The sequence below is a fragment of the Halocynthiibacter sp. genome (assembly GCF_049608145.1).
Classification (GTDB): Bacteria; Pseudomonadota; Alphaproteobacteria; order Rhodobacterales; family Rhodobacteraceae; genus Halocynthiibacter.
On sequence record NZ_JBMYXF010000002.1, the window covers coordinates 102,715 to 120,914 of the forward strand.

Annotated in this window: 15 protein-coding genes; 8 read left to right on the top strand and 7 right to left on the bottom strand. The window is 53.8% G+C overall.

The window, feature by feature from the left end; translation table 11 throughout:
• Positions 1-9 precede the first annotated feature (9 nt).
• The 6 genes from ACPGUT_RS01620 to ACPGUT_RS01645 all read left to right on the top strand — a co-directional run bounded on the left by ACPGUT_RS01620 (position 10) and on the right by ACPGUT_RS01645 (position 9,025).
• On the top strand, positions 10-2,460 hold the full coding sequence (locus ACPGUT_RS01620) for a GcvT family protein (protein ID WP_423988496.1): 2,451 nt from the start codon (positions 10-12) through the stop codon (positions 2,458-2,460).
• 22 nt (positions 2,461-2,482) lie between these two features.
• Positions 2,483-3,475 (top strand): GlxA family transcriptional regulator, encoded by a 993-nt coding sequence (locus ACPGUT_RS01625; RefSeq protein ID WP_423988497.1) that lies wholly within the window; start codon positions 2,483-2,485, stop codon positions 3,473-3,475.
• Positions 3,476-3,565: 90 nt separating this feature from the next.
• Positions 3,566-6,016, top strand: a complete 2,451-nt coding sequence (locus ACPGUT_RS01630) for a GcvT family protein (protein ID WP_423988498.1) — start codon at positions 3,566-3,568, stop codon at positions 6,014-6,016.
• A gap of 276 nt (positions 6,017-6,292) precedes the next feature.
• Positions 6,293-7,189, top strand: coding sequence for an EamA family transporter RarD (gene rarD / locus ACPGUT_RS01635; RefSeq protein ID WP_423988499.1), 897 nt, complete (start codon positions 6,293-6,295; stop codon positions 7,187-7,189).
• The gene (locus tag ACPGUT_RS01640) at positions 7,186-7,833 is read left to right on the top strand and encodes a pseudouridine synthase (protein ID WP_423988500.1); all 648 of its coding nucleotides are present in this window, start codon (positions 7,186-7,188) and stop codon (positions 7,831-7,833) included. The genes rarD and ACPGUT_RS01640 overlap by 4 nt, the downstream gene beginning before the upstream one ends.
• A gap of 70 nt (positions 7,834-7,903) precedes the next feature.
• Complete coding sequence (locus ACPGUT_RS01645) at positions 7,904-9,025, top strand: beta-ketoacyl-ACP synthase III (protein WP_423988501.1); 1,122 nt, start codon at positions 7,904-7,906, stop codon at positions 9,023-9,025.
• Positions 9,026-9,110: 85 nt separating this feature from the next.
• On the opposite strand, the gene ACPGUT_RS01650 is transcribed toward ACPGUT_RS01645, so the two are convergent.
• Positions 9,111-10,547 (bottom strand): aldehyde dehydrogenase family protein, encoded by a 1,437-nt coding sequence (locus tag ACPGUT_RS01650; RefSeq protein ID WP_423988502.1) that lies wholly within the window; start codon positions 10,545-10,547, stop codon positions 9,111-9,113.
• Between the two features lie 169 nt (positions 10,548-10,716).
• On the opposite strand from ACPGUT_RS01650, the gene ACPGUT_RS01655 reads away from it, so the two are divergent.
• Complete coding sequence (locus ACPGUT_RS01655; protein WP_423988503.1) at positions 10,717-11,370, top strand: peroxiredoxin; 654 nt, start codon at positions 10,717-10,719, stop codon at positions 11,368-11,370.
• 54 nt (positions 11,371-11,424) lie between these two features.
• Here ACPGUT_RS01655 and ACPGUT_RS01660 read toward each other — a convergent pair whose 3' ends face one another.
• Positions 11,425-12,153 (bottom strand): aquaporin, encoded by a 729-nt coding sequence (locus ACPGUT_RS01660; RefSeq protein WP_423988504.1) that lies wholly within the window; start codon positions 12,151-12,153, stop codon positions 11,425-11,427.
• A 175-nt stretch (positions 12,154-12,328) separates the two neighbouring features.
• Positions 12,329-14,461, bottom strand: a complete 2,133-nt coding sequence (pnp, locus tag ACPGUT_RS01665; RefSeq protein WP_423988505.1) for a polyribonucleotide nucleotidyltransferase — start codon at positions 14,459-14,461, stop codon at positions 12,329-12,331.
• Between the two features lie 238 nt (positions 14,462-14,699).
• Between pnp and ACPGUT_RS01670 the strand changes: the two genes are divergently transcribed.
• Positions 14,700-15,749, top strand: coding sequence for a hypothetical protein (locus ACPGUT_RS01670; protein WP_423988506.1), 1,050 nt, complete (start codon positions 14,700-14,702; stop codon positions 15,747-15,749).
• Positions 15,750-15,805: 56 nt separating this feature from the next.
• Here ACPGUT_RS01670 and rpsO read toward each other — a convergent pair whose 3' ends face one another.
• The 4 genes from rpsO to ACPGUT_RS01690 all read right to left on the bottom strand — a co-directional run bounded on the left by rpsO (position 15,806) and on the right by ACPGUT_RS01690 (position 18,174).
• Entirely contained in the window at positions 15,806-16,075 is a 270-nt protein-coding gene (gene rpsO, locus ACPGUT_RS01675; protein ID WP_423988507.1) for a 30S ribosomal protein S15, read from the bottom strand.
• A 143-nt stretch (positions 16,076-16,218) separates the two neighbouring features.
• Positions 16,219-17,205, bottom strand: a complete 987-nt coding sequence (locus ACPGUT_RS01680; RefSeq protein ID WP_423988508.1) for a calcium-binding protein — start codon at positions 17,203-17,205, stop codon at positions 16,219-16,221.
• 127 nt (positions 17,206-17,332) lie between these two features.
• A complete protein-coding gene (locus ACPGUT_RS01685; RefSeq protein ID WP_423988509.1) occupies positions 17,333-17,641 on the bottom strand; it encodes a DUF5665 domain-containing protein in 309 nt (102 codons plus the stop codon).
• Positions 17,638-18,174, bottom strand: coding sequence for a DUF1643 domain-containing protein (locus ACPGUT_RS01690; protein WP_423988510.1), 537 nt, complete (start codon positions 18,172-18,174; stop codon positions 17,638-17,640). The genes ACPGUT_RS01685 and ACPGUT_RS01690 overlap by 4 nt, the downstream gene beginning before the upstream one ends.
• Positions 18,175-18,200: the final 26 nt, after the last annotated feature.

An 18,200-nucleotide genomic window follows, 5' to 3' on the forward strand; every position in this document is an offset into this window, starting at 1 on the left:
CGGAAAAACATGTCAGATTTCCCCACAAAAGCACGTGTGGTCATTATTGGTGGCGGTATCGTTGGGACCTCTAGCCTCTATCACCTGGCGAAAAAAGGCTGGACCGATTGTGTGCTGCTCGAAAAGAACGAGCTGACCGCTGGCTCCACTTGGCACGCGGCTGGTAACGTTCCGACGTTTTCGACCTCATGGTCGATCATGAACATGCAACGTTATTCGACTGAGCTGTATTCCGGCCTTGCGGAAGAAGTTGATTACCCGATGAACTATCACCAGACCGGTTCCATCCGTCTGGCGCATACAAAAGAACGTATGCAGGAATTTGAACGTGCTTGTTCCATGGGCCGTTACCAGGGCATCGAGATGGAAATCTGGACACCCGAACAAGCCAAGGAAAACTACCCTTTCCTGGAAACCCATGATCTGGAAGGCGTGCTTTGGGACCCATCCGATGGTGATATCGATCCGGCACAGGTCACCCAGGCGCTGGCCAAAGGCGCACGTGACATGGGCGCGAAAATTCTGCGCTTCACCCCGGCGACCGGCGTGACCCAGAAGGACGACAAGACTTGGATCGTTCACACCGAAAAGGGTGATATTGAATGTGACTACGTCGTGAACGCGGGCGGGTATTACGCCCAGCGTATCGGCGAGATGTTCAAGCCATATGGCGGGCGTACCGTGCCGATGATGGTGATGGAACACCAATACCTGTTGACCGAACAGATCCCTGAGATCGAAGCCCACGTCAAAGAAACCGGCAAAAAACTGCCCCTGATCCGTGACGTGGATGTGTCTTACTATCTGCGCCAGGAAAAGAACGGCTATAACCTTGGCCCGTATGAACCGAACTGTAAAGCCCATTGGGTGGATGCAGATGACGCCATGCCGGAAGATTTCAGTTTCCAGCTGTGGCAGGAAGATCTGGACCGGATTGAAGACATCATGGTTGACGCCATGGCCCGTGTGCCACTGATGGAAACATCTGGTGTCTCCAGCGTCATCAACGGCCCGATCCCTTACGCACCGGATGGTCTGCCGCTGATCGGCCCGATGCCTGGCGTGGAAAATGCGTTTGAAGCCTGTGTCTTTACCTTTGGGATCGCCCAGGGCGGCGGTGCTGGTAAAGTGATGGCGGAATGGATCGTTGACGGTCACACAGAATGGGACATGTGGTCAGTCGATCCGCGTCGTTACACCGACTATACCGATCAGGATTACTGCAACCAGAAAGGCATGGAAGTCTACGGCAATGAATATGCCATGCATTTCCCACGCCACGAATGGCCCGCTGGCCGTGACAAAAAACTGTCACCTGTGCACGAAATGACCAAAGCCAAAGGCGCAGTATTCGGCGTGTATAACGGCTGGGAACGTGCGAACTGGTTTGCGCAGGACGGCGATGACACATCCCTTGAAGCCACACACACTTGGGGGCGTTCCGGCCCCTGGACCCAGCGCATTAAGGAAGAATGTGAAGCTGTACGCGACGGCGTTGGTGTACTGGATCTGCCAGGTTTCTCGCGCTTTAACCTTGAAGGCGAAGGCGCTGCCGAATGGCTGCGTGGCATGGTGACCGGTGGTCTGCCAAAGGCTGGCCGCATGAACCTTGTGTACTTCTCCGATGACCGTGGCCGTATCCTGACAGAGATGTCCTGCATGCGTCACGCGGAAGATCACTTCACCATGATCACCGCCGGGACTGCCCAGTGGCATGACTTTGAACTGCTGAAAAATGACCTGCCTGCAGGTCTGTCCCTGACCGACCACACCACAGAATGGGGCACAATGATCGTGACCGGGCCAAAAACCCGCGAGCTGTTCGAAGGTCTGGGCACCGAAGCTGATCTGACATCAGGTTGGCTGACCCATCAGGATGCTGTTGTGGCAGGTACACCGTGTCGTTTGGTGCGCGTGTCCTTCGCCGGTGAACTTGGCTGGGAAGTGCATTGTCTGAACGAAAACCAGGCCGCTCTTTACACAGCGATCACCGATGCAGGCGCGAAACCCTTTGGCATGTATGCGCTGGACAGTCTGCGTCTGGAAAAAGGCTACCGTGCATGGAAAGGCGATCTGTCCACAGATTATTCCCTGCTGGAAGGTGGCCTAGGGCGTTTTGTTAAACTCGACAAACCACAGGATTTCCGCGGCAAAGCGGCGATACAGGCCGAAAAGCAACAAGGCATTAAGAAAGGTTTTGTTACCCTCATCGTGGACGCGGGCGACACAGATGCACCCTACATGTCCTGCATCTGGAAAGACGGTGAAATTGTTGGTGAAACCACCTCCGGCGGCTGGGGCTATCGTGTGAACGCCTCTATCGCTTTGGGCATGGTGCGCGCCGATCTGGCAACACCGGGCACCGAGCTTGAGGTCGAAATCTACGGCGAGAAATGCCGCGCTGTCGTGCAAGAAGACCAACCGATCTGGGATCCGGCCAACGAACGTCTGCGGGCGTAAGATGGACGGGCGGTTTCAGGATATGACCACCCCGCGTGCCTCTGCCCCATCACAGGCAGAGCACCCGGAGTGGCACGTCGATATTCTGCTGACTGAGGGCTTTGTTCTGACAGAACTTGCGTCGGTTGTTGATGTCTTGCGCATCGCCAACCGCGTCTCGGCGCATCCGTTGTTTCATTGGCACTATCGGTCTCGCCATGGCGGGCCCGTGGGTTGCCTTGCGGGTCTCAGCACCGAAACGACCCCCTTCCCGGAACGTCCAACCGCTGACTATGCCTTTATTCTGGGCAACTCCGATCCGGACTGCCCAGAACTTTCTATGAGATCCGCGATTTCAACCTATAACTACCGTAATATCAAAGTCTTGCTGATGTCCGAGGCCGCCAGCCGTTACATCGCGGAAGCGGGCGAACAACACAGCAACCATACCACCCACTGGGAAAATCGCGCCCTTTTGGATGAACGCGGCACGCCCGGTGAGGGATCCTATGCGCTGGCTGTGGATGACGGCAAACTGATGACCTGTGCGGGGATGGGGTCCACCGTTGATGTGACCCTGTCTTTACTGCGCAATCATATGTCTGCGGCCGCCGTTGCGACGGTGTCTGACATCATGCTGCATGAAAAGATCCGGGGATTTTCAACCCTGCAACCCTTTGGCGGAAAAGCGCTTTCCATCACCGGGGATACGGATCTGGATCAATGCATTGAGTTGATGCAGAACAATATGGAAGAACCGCTGCAGATCAGCGAACTTGTCGCCTTGATCGGGATATCTTCGCGTTCGCTGGAACGAAAGTTCCGCCAGATCTTGGATTCAACTCCCAACACCTATTACCGTGAACTGCGCCTGAACCGGGCCAACACGCTGCTTCTGAATACATCTATGTCGGTGCGTGAAATCAGTCTGGCCTGTGGGTTTCCAAATGGGTTTTCAAGCCTATTCCGCAGCCACTTTAATGTAACGCCCCTTGCCCGTCGCAAAAGCCGATTCAAAGTACAAATCAAGCTATAAATACCTCATATGCGCCAAATACGGCGCATATGAGGTATTTTATTTAGCCATTCCGTGCCACCCCTGAAGAAATTCTACAAGGAGATCGCCATGAGCACCCTACCCGAAAAAGCCCGTGTCGTCATCGTCGGTGGCGGTGTCATTGGCTGTTCCGTTGCCTATCACCTGACCAAACAAGGTTGGAAAGACGTTGTTTTGCTGGAACGTAAACAGCTGACATCCGGCACCACCTGGCATGCTGCGGGACTGATCGCGCAGCTGCGTGCAACTGCGAATATGACCAAATTGGCGAAATACAGCCAAGAACTGTACGGCGCGCTGGAAGAAGAAACCGGTGTTGCAACTGGGTTTAAACGTTGCGGTTCCATTACTGTTGCCCTGACCGAAGAGCGCAAAGAAGAGATTTACCGCCAAGCAGCCATGGCACGGGCCTTTGGGGTTGAGGTTGAAGAAATCTCGAATGAACGCGTTGCGGAAATGTACCCACATTTGAATATCGAAGACGTTAAGGGTGCGGTCTATCTGCCGAAAGATGGGCAGGGTGACCCAGCGAACATCGCACTGGCGCTGGCCAAAGGCGCGCGTCAACGTGGCGGTCTGGTGAAAGAGCGCATCAAAGTCACCGGCATGACCAAAGATGGTCGCAAAGTGACTGGTGTTGATTGGGTCTCTGATGATGGGTCTGAAAGCGGCCACATTGAATGCGATATGGTTGTGAACTGTGCTGGCATGTGGGGCCATGAGGTTGGAAAAATGTCCGGCACCAATGTGCCACTGCACGCCTGCGAACATTTCTATATTGTGACCGAAGCCATTGAAGGGCTTACACAATTGCCGGTTTTGCGTGTGCCGGATGAATGCGCGTATTATAAAGAAGACGCGGGTAAAATGTTGCTGGGCGCGTTTGAACCAGAATCAAAACCTTGGGCGATGGACGGCATCCCGGACACGTTTGAATTTGATCAACTGCCCGAAGATTTCGACCACTTTGAGCCGATCCTTGAGAACGCCTGTAACCGTATGCCGATGCTGGCGGAAGCAGGTATTCACACCTTCTTTAACGGCCCCGAAAGCTTTACCCCGGATGATGCGTATCACCTTGGTCTTGCGCCTGAGATGGATAACGTCTGGGTCGCGGCGGGCTTTAACTCCATCGGTATTCAATCCGCTGGCGGGGCTGGCATGGCCTTGGCACAATGGATGGAAGCGGGCGAAAAACCCTTTGATCTTGGGGATGTAGACATCAGCCGGATGCATCCGTTCCAGGGCAACAAACAGTATTTGTTTGAACGGTCCAAGGAAACTTTGGGCCTGCTTTATGCGGATCACTTCCCCTATCGTCAGAAAGCCACAGCGCGCGGCGTGCGGCGCACACCGTTCCACCACCACCTGCTGGAACAGGGCGCTGTGATGGGCGAACTTGGTGGCTGGGAACGCGCGAACTGGTTTGCGAATGAAGGCCAAAAGGCCGAATATGAATACACTTGGAAGCGTCAGAACTGGTTTGAAAATTCCGCCGCTGAACACAAGGCTGTGCGCGAAAATGTTGGCATGTATGACATGTCGTCCTTCGGTAAAATCCGTGTGGAAGGCCGCGATGCAGAGGCATTTTTGAACTATGTTTGCGGTGCGAACATGTCAGTTCCGGCTGGAAAAATCGTTTATACGCAGTTCCTTAACTCTCGTGCGGGGATCGAAGCAGACGTCACAGTAACCCGGATGTCTGAGACTGCCTACCTGGTCGTGACCCCTGCAATCACCCGTCTGGCGGACCAAACTTGGATGCGCCGTCACGTGGGTGATTTCAACGTGGTGATCACCGATGTGACCGCTGGCGAAGGCGTTCTTGCGATCATGGGGCCGAATGCCCGTGATCTGCTGGCAAAGGTGTCTCCGAATGATTTCTCTAATGATACCAACCCCTTCGGGACCGCCCAGGAGATCGAACTTGGCATGGGTCTGGCGCGTGCGCACCGTGTGACTTATGTCGGCGAACTTGGTTGGGAGCTGTATGTGCCGTCCGAAATGGCCGGTCACGCCTTTGAAACCCTGCATGAAGCGGGCCAGGATATGGGGCTGAAACTGTGCGGCATGCATATGATGGACAGCTGCCGGATCGAAAAAGGCTTCCGTCACTTTGGCCATGATATCACCTGTGAAGACAATGTGATTGATGCGGGACTTGGTTTTGCTGTGAAAGTGGATAAGCCTGATTTCATTGGTAAATCTGCGGTTATCGCGCGCAAAGAAACCGGTCCGAAAATGCGCATGGTTCAGTTCAAACTGTCTGATCCTGAACTGCTGCTGTACCACAATGAGCCAATCATCCGTGACGGTGAAATCGTGGGTTACATCAGTTCTGGCAACTATGGTCACACCCTGGGCGCGGCAATTGGCATGGGCTATGTGCCGTGCGAAGGCGAAAAGCCAACCGATGTTTTGGCGTCCACTTATGAGATCGACGTCATGGGCACACGGGTGAAAGCCGAGGCATCCTTGAAGCCAATGTATGACCCGAAATCAGAGCGCGTGAAGGTCTGATCTTAACGAAGGTTAAGAGTTAAAAATTTATGAAAGCGGGGCGAGGCGACTCATCCCGCTTTTTCTTTGTTAATAAGGGAAATTCGGCGATTTTCAGGATACACAAACCATGCACAACTTATGCACAACCTATGCATACAACATGCAGCCCCTTCCGGATTAACGCGCCGTACGGGGCGAAATGGTTAACATCAGCATCTGTGATCGACAGCCACACGAAACACGCCTTTTCTTCGCGCCCAGACCTGCCATAAAGGCGGTCTGGAGGATTGCGCGATGACGGATCAGGTGAATGAAGATAAGGACACGCCAAAGGGGTTGGCCCTTGCGGTGACGGTCTATCTGCTGTGGGGGTTCCTGCCGCTTTACATGAAACTGTTGTCCCATATTCCAGCGGCCGAAGTTGTTGCGCACCGCGTCATTTGGTCTGTTCCGATTGCCGGGCTTGTGCTGGTGGTCATGCGCCGCACAGGCGATCTGTCTGAAGCCCTGCGCAGCCCGAAAACATTGATGGTGGCCATGATCCCCGCCGCGCTTGTGTCGTTGAACTGGGGAATTTATGTCTGGGCGATTACCTCGGGTAATGCTTTGGACGCCGCGTTGGGATATTACATGAACCCACTGTTCAGCATCTTGTTGGGGGCGATCATTCTGCGCGAAAGACTGTCGCCCTGGCAAAAGGTTTCGGTGGTTATTGCGGGCGTTGCGGTTGCGATTCTGCTGACCACTGCCAGTGCCGTGCCTTGGGCCGCCTTTGGTATGATGCTGACCTGGGGGTTCTATGCGTTTTTCAAAAAATCCCTGCCCATCGGCCCAAACCAGGGCTTCCTGCTTGAGGTTCTATTGCTGACGCCCCCGGCCATTCTTTATCTGATCTGGGTGCATGTCAGCGGCGGTGGTTTTTTCCTGACATCCATGGATAACACATTGTTGTTGTTGGGCTGTGGCGTGGTCACGGCGGTGCCTTTGCTGATTTATGCCAACAGCGCGAAATTGTTGCGCCTGTCGACAATCGGGATTTTGCAGTATATCGCACCGACGATGATATTCCTGTCCGCGATCTTCCTGTTCGGAGAAGAGGTCGACGCGGCGCGGCGCATGGCCTTCCCCCTGATCTGGCTGGCGCTGGTGATTTATTCCGTGCCACTGATCCGGCAGATGAGAGCAAAATGAGCGCAGATTACAATCCGCCAAACGACCCGCTGGTGGTCATCCATGCCGACCATCACCTGTTGTTGGTGGACAAGCCTGCCGGGCTTTTGTCGGTACCCGGGAAAGGCCCCGAACTGGCAGATTGCCTGCTGACGCGGGTGCAAACCGCATTTCCTGAAGCCCTGCTGGTGCATCGGTTGGATCGTGACACATCTGGCGTGATGGTTTTTGCCCTGACGCCCCATGCGCAACGCCACCTTGGCCTGCAATTTGAAAAGCGCCAAACAAAGAAAACATATGTTGCAAGGGTTTACGGAACATTAGAGCCGAAAGAAGGCACGGTTGAGCTGCCCCTGATCGTGGACTGGCCGAACCGCCCATTGCAAATGGTCTGCCATGAAACCGGCAAGGCGGCGCATACAGATTGGCGTGTCGTGCGGCATGAAAATGGCGAAACGCGCGTGCGGCTGTTCCCAAAAACCGGGCGTTCGCATCAGTTGCGCGTGCATATGCTGGCGCTGGGGCATCCTATTCTGGGTGATCCGTTTTACGCCACCGGTGACGCGTTGAATGCGCCCCGACTGATGCTGCACGCCGAAACCCTACAACTGCGTCATCCGGATGGCGGCAAGGGGATGCGGTTCACCGCGAAATGCCCGTTCTAGGCTGACCATGGGTAAAGCTTGAATATACACCGCAATCCCCGCATGTTTATGCAAGGATTGAGAGGGCGATATGAATAAAGCGGTTATCTCTGGCAGTGGTGTCTTCACCCCGGAAAACATCATCACCAACGCGGAACTTGTCACGGCGTTTAACGCATATGCAGATAAGTGGAACGCAGAACATGCGGGCGCGATTGACGCTGGTGACGTTGGGCCCATGGGCCATTCTAGCGAGGAATTTATCGTTGCCGCATCGGGTATTCATCAACGTTTTGTCATGGACAAAGTCGGTATTCTTGATCCTGATGTGATGCACCCGCTGCTGCGCCAGCGCGGGGATGATGAACCTGGGATCATGGCTGAAATGGCCGTGAATGCCTGTCAGAAGGCGATGATACAGGCTGGGAAATCTGCGGAAGATGTGGATGCCGTGATTGTCGCTGCATCAAACATGGAACGCGCCTATCCGGCGATCGCGATTGAGGTCCAGACACTGCTGGGCATTCAGGGGTTTGGCTTTGATATGAATGTCGCCTGTTCCTCTGCCACCTTTGGGATCCAGGCGGCCGCAGACATGGTGCGTGCGGGGACTGCGCGGGCAATCCTGGTGGTCAACCCAGAAATCTGTTCCGGCCATCTGGAATGGCGTGATCGCGATTGTCACTTCATCTTTGGCGACGTGGCGACCGCAACGCTGGTGGAACGCGGTGATCTGGCCCGCGATGGTAGTTTTGAAATCCTATCCACCCGATGCGCAACAGAGTTTTCCAATAACATCCGCAATAACAATGGCTTCCTACGGCGTTCGCGCCCGGATGGCGTGCAGGATCGTCGGGATATGCAGTTCATGCAAAATGGACGAAAAGTGTTTAAGGAAGTCCTGCCCATGGTGTCAAAACACATCCTAGGGCATCTGGATGATGAAGGAATCCAAACCGATCAACTGAACCGCCTGTGGCTGCATCAGGCGAATAAGGCGATGAATGATTTCATTGGAAAGAAAGTTCTGGGCCGCGTGCCCGAGACGGGTGAACAGCCGAATATTTTGCAGGATTACGCCAACACAAGTTCGGCGGGGTCCATCATTGCCTTCAGCAAATTCAGTGACGATCTGAAGGCCGGGGATCATGGGGTAATCTGTTCTTTCGGCGCCGGATATTCCGTGGGTTCTGTGATTGTAAGACGTCTCTAAGCGCTTTCATCTTGCTATAAATACTCAAACAAAAACGCCCGCAAAACTGCGGGCGTTTTCTGGTTTTCCAGTTTGTGAACTATGCTTAGTCCTGCCAGCCGGATACGGATTTGGTTTCAAGGAAATCTTCGATCCCCCAGTGACCACCTTCACGTCCGATACCAGACTGTTTGTAGCCACCAAATGGCGCGCCTTGTGCACGGCCTACACCGTTGATTTCCACCATGCCGGAGCGCATCGCACGGGCAACGCGGATCGCACGATCCTTGTCCTGGGTCTGAACATAGTTGGTCAGGCCATACACCGTGTCATTGGCAATCGCGATGGCATCTTCTTCAGTGTCAAAAGGGATCATCGCCATAACAGGGCCGAAGATTTCTTCGCGTGCGATGGTCATCTCATTGTTTACATCCGCGAAAACGGTCGGGCGAATGAAGTAGCCACGGTTCATCCCTTCGGGGCGACCTGTGCCACCGGCGACCAGACGCGCACCTTCATCGATGCCCTGCTGAATCAGGTCTTGGATCTTGTTGAACTGCACTTCAGACACAACAGGGCCCATGTGGCGGCCTTCTTCAGACGCCAGACCAACAGTGACTTTATTCGCAGTTTCTGTCGCGATCTCAACGGCTTCGTCATAGTATGACCGTTCCACCAGCATCCGCGATGGGGCGTTACAGCTTTGACCGGTGTTGTTCATCATATGCAGAACACCGCGTTTTACAGCCTTTGGATCTGCATCTGCGAAAACAACATTTGCACCTTTGCCGCCCAGTTCAAGGGCCACGCGTTTGATCGTATCTGCGGATGCTTTAGTGATTGCTGTGCCCGCACGGGTGGACCCGGTGAAAGACACCATATCCACATCAGGATGCACAGACAGTTGTGATCCAACACCAACGCCGTCACCATTCACCATGTTGTAAACACCGGCAGGAAGGCCTGCGGCATCCATGATTTCAGTGAAAACGACGGAAGACAAAGGCGCAACTTCGGAAGGTTTCAGAACCATCGTACAGCCAGCAGCCAGCGCACCGGCAACCTTTAGCATGACCTGGTTCATGGGCCAGTTCCACGGGGTGATCAATGCGCAGACGCCAATGGCTTCGCGTAGGATGCGATCATTCGGGGCATCCGCACGCAGCATGCTTTCAAATTCAAAATTTTCAAAGGCTTCGATAAAGCCTTCTAGGTGCCAGGACCCAGCACCGGTTTGAGAATTGCGCGCCAGGTTGATAGGCGCACCCATTTCCATAGAAATCGCCTGAGCCATGTCATCGGCACGTTTGTTGTATTCATCCAGCAGGCGTTTGAGAACAGCCATGCGTTCGTCTTTAGTCGTGGTGGACCAGGCCGGGAATGCGGCTTTGGCAGCGGCAACAGCAGCGTCGGTATCTGCCTGATCGCCAAGGGAAATCACCGCACAGACTTCTTCTGTGGACGGATCAATAACCTCGCAGTCATTTGCAGCGGCCGGTGCCACCCAGGCACCATTGATATAGAAATCACGTTTTTCGAGCATGGGACAGACTCCATTGAAGATTTGCGTCACACTTGCATTTGATCAAATTCATGGCAAGCCGGAAGACGACATTAAACCGCGCGATTTTGCACACTGGAACCAGGGGCAGTGCGTACCTATAGTTAATATGAGGCCGGACAGAACCGGCATAACCTTGAAGGAGTGTCCCATGGGATTGCGTATTAACGATGTAGTGCCTGATTTTACCGCACAGACCAGCGAAGGCGAGATCAGCTTTCATGACTGGATCGGCGACAGCTGGGCGATCCTGTTTTCGCACCCGAAAGATTTCACGCCTGTCTGCACCACGGAATTCGGCGCAGTTGCACAGCTGGCAGCGGAATGGGAACGCCTTGGCACCAAAGTGATCGGTGTATCTGTGGACGGCGTGGACGACCACAAGAAATGGATCGGCGATATTGAAAGCTATTCCAAGGCTAATGTTGGCTTCCCGATCATTGCGGATGAAGGTCTGGCCGTGTCCAAAGCTTTCGACATGCTGCCTGCAGAAGCCTATTTGCCTGATGGCCGCACCCCGGCAGACAGCGCCACTGTGCGTTCCGTTTTCATTATTGGGCCAGATAAGCAGCTGAAACTGTCCATGACCTATCCGATGTCTGTGGGCCGGAACTTTGCGGAAATCGTCCGCGCACTGGAAGCGTTGCAAACCACATCTGCAAAAGGCGTTGCGACACCTGCGAACTGGGTGTCTGGCGAAGATGTGATCATCCCGCCGACCGTTTCTAACGAAGATGCAAAAGCGAAATTTGGCGAATTTGAAACCATCTTCCCTTACCTGCGCAAAACAAAAGAGCCGTCCTGATTCCCCAGAACGGCTCTCTCGTGGTGGCTTTGCCCGCTTAGCGCAGGCAGACTATTACGCTTTTTCTTCAGCCTCGGTGTCGTCAGATGCCGGGGCTTCTTCAATCGCCTCAGGTGCATCCAGCAGGCCGGATTTGAACAGCAGACCCGCAGCGATACCGCCGATGACAGGGGCAATGATGAACATTGGCAGCTGCAGCAAAGCTTTGCCATCCAGCGCGAACAGAGCCGGGCCAAAAGAACGGGCCGGGTTCACAGAAACGCCAGTGATTTGAATGCCAACAAGGTGAATCACAACCAATGTCAGACCAATCACAAGGCCCGCCATGGCGGCAGGTGCGCCTTTGCCAGTGGACCCAAGGATCACGACAACAAACAGGAAGGTTGCAACGATTTCAAAGATGAAAGCTGAGAAGAAGTTATATTCGCCAAGGTAACCCGTACCCCAACCGTTCTGACCCAGACCACCTTCGTAACCAGCGCCACCCAGGGCAATGATTTTCAGCAGGAACGCCGCAGCAACTGCGCCGGCAACCTGTGCGATGATGTATTTGATCGCCTCGGCTTTTTCCATACGACCGGCAGCAACTGCACCGATGGAAACCGCCGGGTTAATGTGGCAGCCAGAGATCGGGCCGATGCCATAAGCCATGCCGATCAGCGCAAGGCCGAATGCGAAACTGATACCAACCTGGCCGATTGCGTCACCCGCCAACACGGCGGAACCACAACCAAGAAGCACAAGGGTGAACGTGCCGATGAATTCTGCAATTTGTTTGTTCATACTGATTACCTTCCAATTTATCCGGGGGTTCCGGATGTCTGGACGCAACATGACGTAAGTAAAATTTGGAAAAACGGGGAATAATCGGATGATTTGCGCAGGACAGGGTTTGGGCCATGCCAAAGAAAAAGCCCCAGCGTTTCCACCGGGGCTTTCTATTCACAATGTCAGACACTTAGTCTTCTTTGGCTTCTGGCTTCACTTCTTCGCCAGTTTCCTGATCAACCACTTTCATGGACAGGCGTACTTTGCCACGATCGTCAAAACCAAGCAGTTTAACCTTCACGTCTTGACCTTCTTTAAGAACGTCAGATGGGTGGTTCAGGCGACGGTTTTCGATTTGTGAGACGTGCACAAGGCCGTCACGCTTACCGAAGAAGTTCACGAACGCACCGAAGTCTACGATCTTCACAACTTTACCGTCGTACACTTGACCTTCTTCAGGCTCAGCCACGATGGAGTGGATCATGTCGTAGGCTTTCTTAATTGCTTCGCCATTCGGAGATGCAATTTTGATCACGCCGTCATCGTTAATGTCGACTTTCGCGCCGGACACTTCAACGATTTCACGGATCACTTTACCGCCGGAACCGATAACTTCACGGATCTTGTCGGTTGGTACCTGCATGGTCTCGATGCGTGGTGCGTGTACTGAGAATTCAGCGGCACCGGTCAAGGCTTTGCTCATCTCATCAAGGATATGCACACGGGCGTCTTTTGCCTGTGCCAGCGCTTTTTCCATGATGTCAGGTGTGATACCCGCGATTTTGATGTCCATCTGCAAAGATGTGATACCGTTTTCAGTACCCGCAACTTTGAAATCCATGTCGCCGAGGTGGTCTTCGTCACCCAGGATGTCGGTCAGGATTGCGTAGTTGTCCGCATCTTCCAGGATCAGACCCATGGCGATACCAGCAACCGGCGCTTTCAGAGGTACACCCGCGTCCATCATGGACAGGGAGCCACCACAGACAGACGCCATGGAAGAAGAACCGTTTGATTCAGTGATCTCAGATACAACGCGCACGGTGTATGGGAAATCAGTTGCAGCAGGCAGAACAGCCTGAAGCGCACGCCATGCCAGTTTACCGTGACCAATTTCGCGGCGACCGGTGAAACCAAAGCGGCCAACTTCACCCACAGAATAGGGAGGGAAGTTATAGTGCAGCATGAAGTTTGATTTATACGTGCCGTGCAGCGCGTCGATCATTTGTTCGTCGTCGCCGGTGCCCAAAGTGGTCACAACCAGACCTTGGGTTTCACCGCGTGTGAACAGGGCAGAACCGTGGGTACGTGGCAGCAGGCCAGTTTCGGAAACGATAGGACGCACAGTTGTTGTGTCACGACCGTCGATACGTTTGCCGGTTTTAACAACGTCGCCGCGCAGGATAGAGCTTTCCAGCTTTTTCATTGCGGAGCCGAGGTTTTCATCCGCCAGCTGTTCTTCAGTCAGAGCATCTGTGATGGTCGCACGGGCGGCTGCAACAGCAGCAACACGTTCCTGCTTGTCCGTGTTGGCAAACGCAGCGCGCATGGCGTCTTCACCAGCAGCTTTCACAGCAGCGGACAGTTCGGAATAGTCAGGTGCAGCAAAATCAAATGGTTCTTTTGCAGCATCTTCTGCCAGGTCAATGATCAGATCAATCACAGGCTGGAATGAATCATGGGCAAATTTAACCGCACCCAGCATTTCTGCTTCGGACAGTTCATATGCTTCGGATTCAACCATCATCACAGCGTCTTTGGTACCAGCCACAACCAGATCAAGGCGTTGATCAGGGTTGTTGCGCAGGTCCTGCATGTCGTCGATGGTTGGGTTCAGGATGTATTCGCCATCTTCAAAACCAACACGTGCCGCACCGATTGGGCCCATGAATGGCGCACCGGACAGGGTCAGCGCCGCAGAAGCCGCGATCATCGCGACAACGTCAGGGTCGTTCACAAGGTCGTGGGACAGAACGGTACAGATGACCAGAACTTCGTTTTTGAAGCCTTCAACAAACAGCGGGCGGATCGGACGGTCGATCAGGCGGCTTGTCAGGGTTTCTTTTTCGGTTGGACGTGCTTCGCGCTTAAAGAACCCACCAGGGATCTTACCAGCAGCGTAGTATTTTTCGTTGTAGTGCACGGTCAGTGGAAAGAAATCCTGACCAGGCTTTTGTGCCTTAGCGAAAGTCACGTTCGCCATGACGGAAGTTTCACCAAGTGTGGCAATCACTGTGCCGTCAGCTTGACGGGCAACTTTGCCGGTTTCGAGTGACAGCGTTTCTTCGCCCCACTCAATCGATTTTTTTGTTTCGTTAAACATCATCGTTTCCTGATAGGGAGCATGCCCGGCCCTCCGGGTCTCCCGTTATAATGGTGGCCGCATTGCCACCGGCCCAATCCTCATTGCGTGCACCCGGGCCAGGGCGTCACGTCACAGATGGCCGGGCCATACAGGAAAACGAGCGGTTTGGGAAGGGGCCAGTAAAGACTTGCATTTGCGGAAACCTAAAAACAAAGTACAGACATCACGATTAATCCTTTTTGAGTTGTACATCCTTATGCGTCTATTGAAACAGGCATTCCTATCCATAGTTCTTTTATCCACTGCTCCGACCGCATTGGCACAAAGCACCCCAGCCATCATTTCCGGACAAAATGATCCTGGTTTTGTGGCTGCCCTTGAGCTCTGGTTAGAAGGCGAGGACTTACCAGCACTTCAGGCGCTGTCTGACCTGGCGGAAAACAACAATACGGCAGCTCAGATTTTTTTGGGTCAACTATACGCAAAGCAGGATCTTTACGGACCCGATTTCGAGTTTGCACCGACTGAGTTTCTTGGCCCCTCAGATAGAACTGACGCCAGCCGTAGATCGCTCGATTTATTGACCGAAGCCGGGAAAACGGAACCATTGGCTATGCTGCTACATGCACCGGATGCTTTGGAAACCAACCAGCAGATCGTGAACCGTGTCGAAGACCTATTCAAGCATGGTGAAATCACCATTGGACTGATCACCGCACAAAAGCTTCTGGGCAGGGCGCCAGATGTCACCATACCAACCCTCGAAGGTGACCCAACATCATTGTCTATGGACGCTCTGGGGTTTTGGTTTGAAAGAATGGTGATCAAAAATGGTGGCATTCGCAATGCATCCAGACTTCCGGTCCCAGGAACTGAGTGGACCGCAAAAGATATTCCCGCAGGTTACACCGCTGCTGCCGGCTATGAGGTGACGAGTGCCCGGATGCAACGCCGTCGCCATGCACAGCATGGTTTGCAACTGGATGGGTTATACCGGGAATTGGCGACCGAAGTTGCACATTGGGCCCCCATGGTCAGATATTGCGATAGGCATTGCCCCGCAAGCCGCGATACATGTGCATCAGCTGCCACACAGTTTTTCGCAGCCATACCAGTTCCATTTGCAAGCCCGAGTGAACGCCTGCTGTCAGCCGAACAGTACTGGGACAGCGAACGCATCTTTGCAGACCTCGTCAGATTTTTTCCCGAAGCGCGAAAGTACCCAGACGCCTATGCAGATACAGATATCTGCCTGATTCCGTCAATTGTGCGGCTGCAAGACGAGCTTGGCCTCTATCGCCAATAAAAAACGCCTGCCCTTTTGCAAGGACAGGCGCGTCTGATCCGGGGATCAGGAATGTCTTAGCGACGCAGGCCGAGACGTTTGATCAGGTCTTGGTAGCGAGCTTCGTCTTTGCCACGTGTGTAGTCCAGCAGCTTACGACGCAGAGCAACCATTTTCAAAAGGCCACGACGACCGTGGTTGTCTTTTTTGTGGGTTTTGAAGTGCTCAGTCAGAGTCGCAATGCGGGAAGACAGGATCGCAACCTGAACTTCAGGTGAACCAGTGTCACCTTCTTTGATTGCGAATTCTTTCATCAGCCGTGCTTTTTCTTCAGCAGTAATCGACATCGGGGTCTCCTTGATAAGAGTTAAAAGAATGGCGCAGGCCGGGATGTCGTCCAGCTCAGGCCCATGGAGTATCTGAAAATTCCGGAGAATCTGCCAGATGCGTGCGTGTACGGGATCTGGTGAAAAAAGAAAAGAGAAAAGGATCAGCTCTCGGGGGCAACAAGGGAAATCTGTCCAGCGCTTAACCCTGCGCCGTTCAGAACCGATGCCACAAGTTTACCGTTCAGCATGATCTGGCTGGTATCGGGATTTTCAGGGTCAGGTTCCACAGTGATTTCCGCACTGCCGTCCCGGATCTCATCCCAGATTAGGATAATTTCATCCTCTTGTGCATTGTAATCCATGATGGTTGCGCCGGATTCTATTTCATCGGTGATGTTCCATCCGCCAAGGCGGAAGGTATCTGCACCTTCGCCACCGCTGGCGATGTCCCCGACGCCCAGGGTGATATCATCTTCGCCCAGACCGCCGTTCAGAAAGTCACGAACATCCTGATCGATCCCCGTGGTTTCATCTATGACGGCACCGGTCAGGGTGTCGTCACCTTCGCCGCCCTGCAGGCTGTCTTCGCCAAGTCCCCCGGTCAGAGCATCATCACCAGCCCCCCCCAGAAGATCATCATCACCCTCACCGCCAGATAGATGGTCATCCCCATCGGCGCCAACGACTGCGTCATCACCTGCGCCCCCTATCAGGGTGTCATCGCCCGTTTCACCGAAGATTTCATCATCGCCGTCCCCCCCATAGATTTCATCGTCGCCGCTGCCGCCATGCAACTCATCTCCGCCTGCATCGCCAAAGAGTCGATCATTACCGGCACCGCCATCAATCCAATCGTCACCACCATTGCCATCAAGCAGATCATCCCCTTCATAGCCATTCAGGATGTCTGTGTTTTCTGCGCCGCTGACGATGTCATCCACGATCGAACCACGCGCAGCGCTGCTGTCCGGGTCGTCTCCTAGGAATTCTGATGGATCAATAACTTCTGAAACCGGGTGTTCCGGGCCAGCATCAAGCCCATTTTCATCTTCTTGCGGTTTTTCGTCATCCGATTCAGACAGTATGTCAGACATACCAACGGCCGACCCGACAACAAGCGCGCCCAGCAATGAAAACAAACCCAGCATAACAACCACCTGACACCCCAACCCGCGCAGGGCATATCAGCCCCAGCACTGGCAGGTGTTCCTCAGAAAAAAATCAGCGTCAGGTTATACGGGATCCCCTGCATAAAGATTAACGCAGGGGATTTTATCAGTTTTCCGGTGATTTCGCCGTGATGATATCTACGATTTCTGCCGCCCATTCCCCGATGACAGGAATGAAATCGATGGAAGAAAGAGAATAAACAAGCATAGACACAAGCAAAGTTGCGCCCACCAAAGTTCCCAGACCAAAGGCCATGCCGCGCATCAGCTGAAACAACAAAAGACGCGGGACAGAATTATGAATACGCACAAAACGATGCGTGTTCAGGCGCGCGACCTCTGCGCGCAAGGATGCAATTTCTTCACGCAACCCTTCGTCGACCACATGGATTTCTGGCTGTTCTGTATCGCTCATTTCATATCCTCTACAGGCCGGATCACCCCATCCCAGGGCGTGGGCTGCGTCTGATATGCAATATAGAGCGGATGGCGCGGATGACCAGCTTTTGACGTGCCAAGGGTCGCCAGAGGTTGCCCAGTTGCGCGTAAAACCGCTGCAATTTCGGCACCGCGCCCCTGATAATCACCATGGGCACCCCAGCCACACAACGTCAGATCCGCCCATCGAACGGCCCCTGCCACCAGCGCATCATTGTCGGGCCCCACGGGGTGTTTTGCCTTTTTCAGGTTTTTCGGATCCGTATCGCGCCATGCGAAAATATTGGTGATTTTTATGCCCCCATACCCAAGCGCCCGGGCGCGCCGTTCGCAGCGTTCAATGGTCGGATCATTCTGAACTTCAGTCGCGGTAGAGGGGTTCAGCATCACATAGGTCAGCCGTGGTCCGTTTTCATCCCAAACACGGGTCAGAACATATCTGTACTGCTCGCAGTCAGAATATATCGCAACAGAGGCGGCATCGCCTTTTAGGAATTCTCTGGTGATCATGAGGTTGTGTTACGTGCCAACACAGG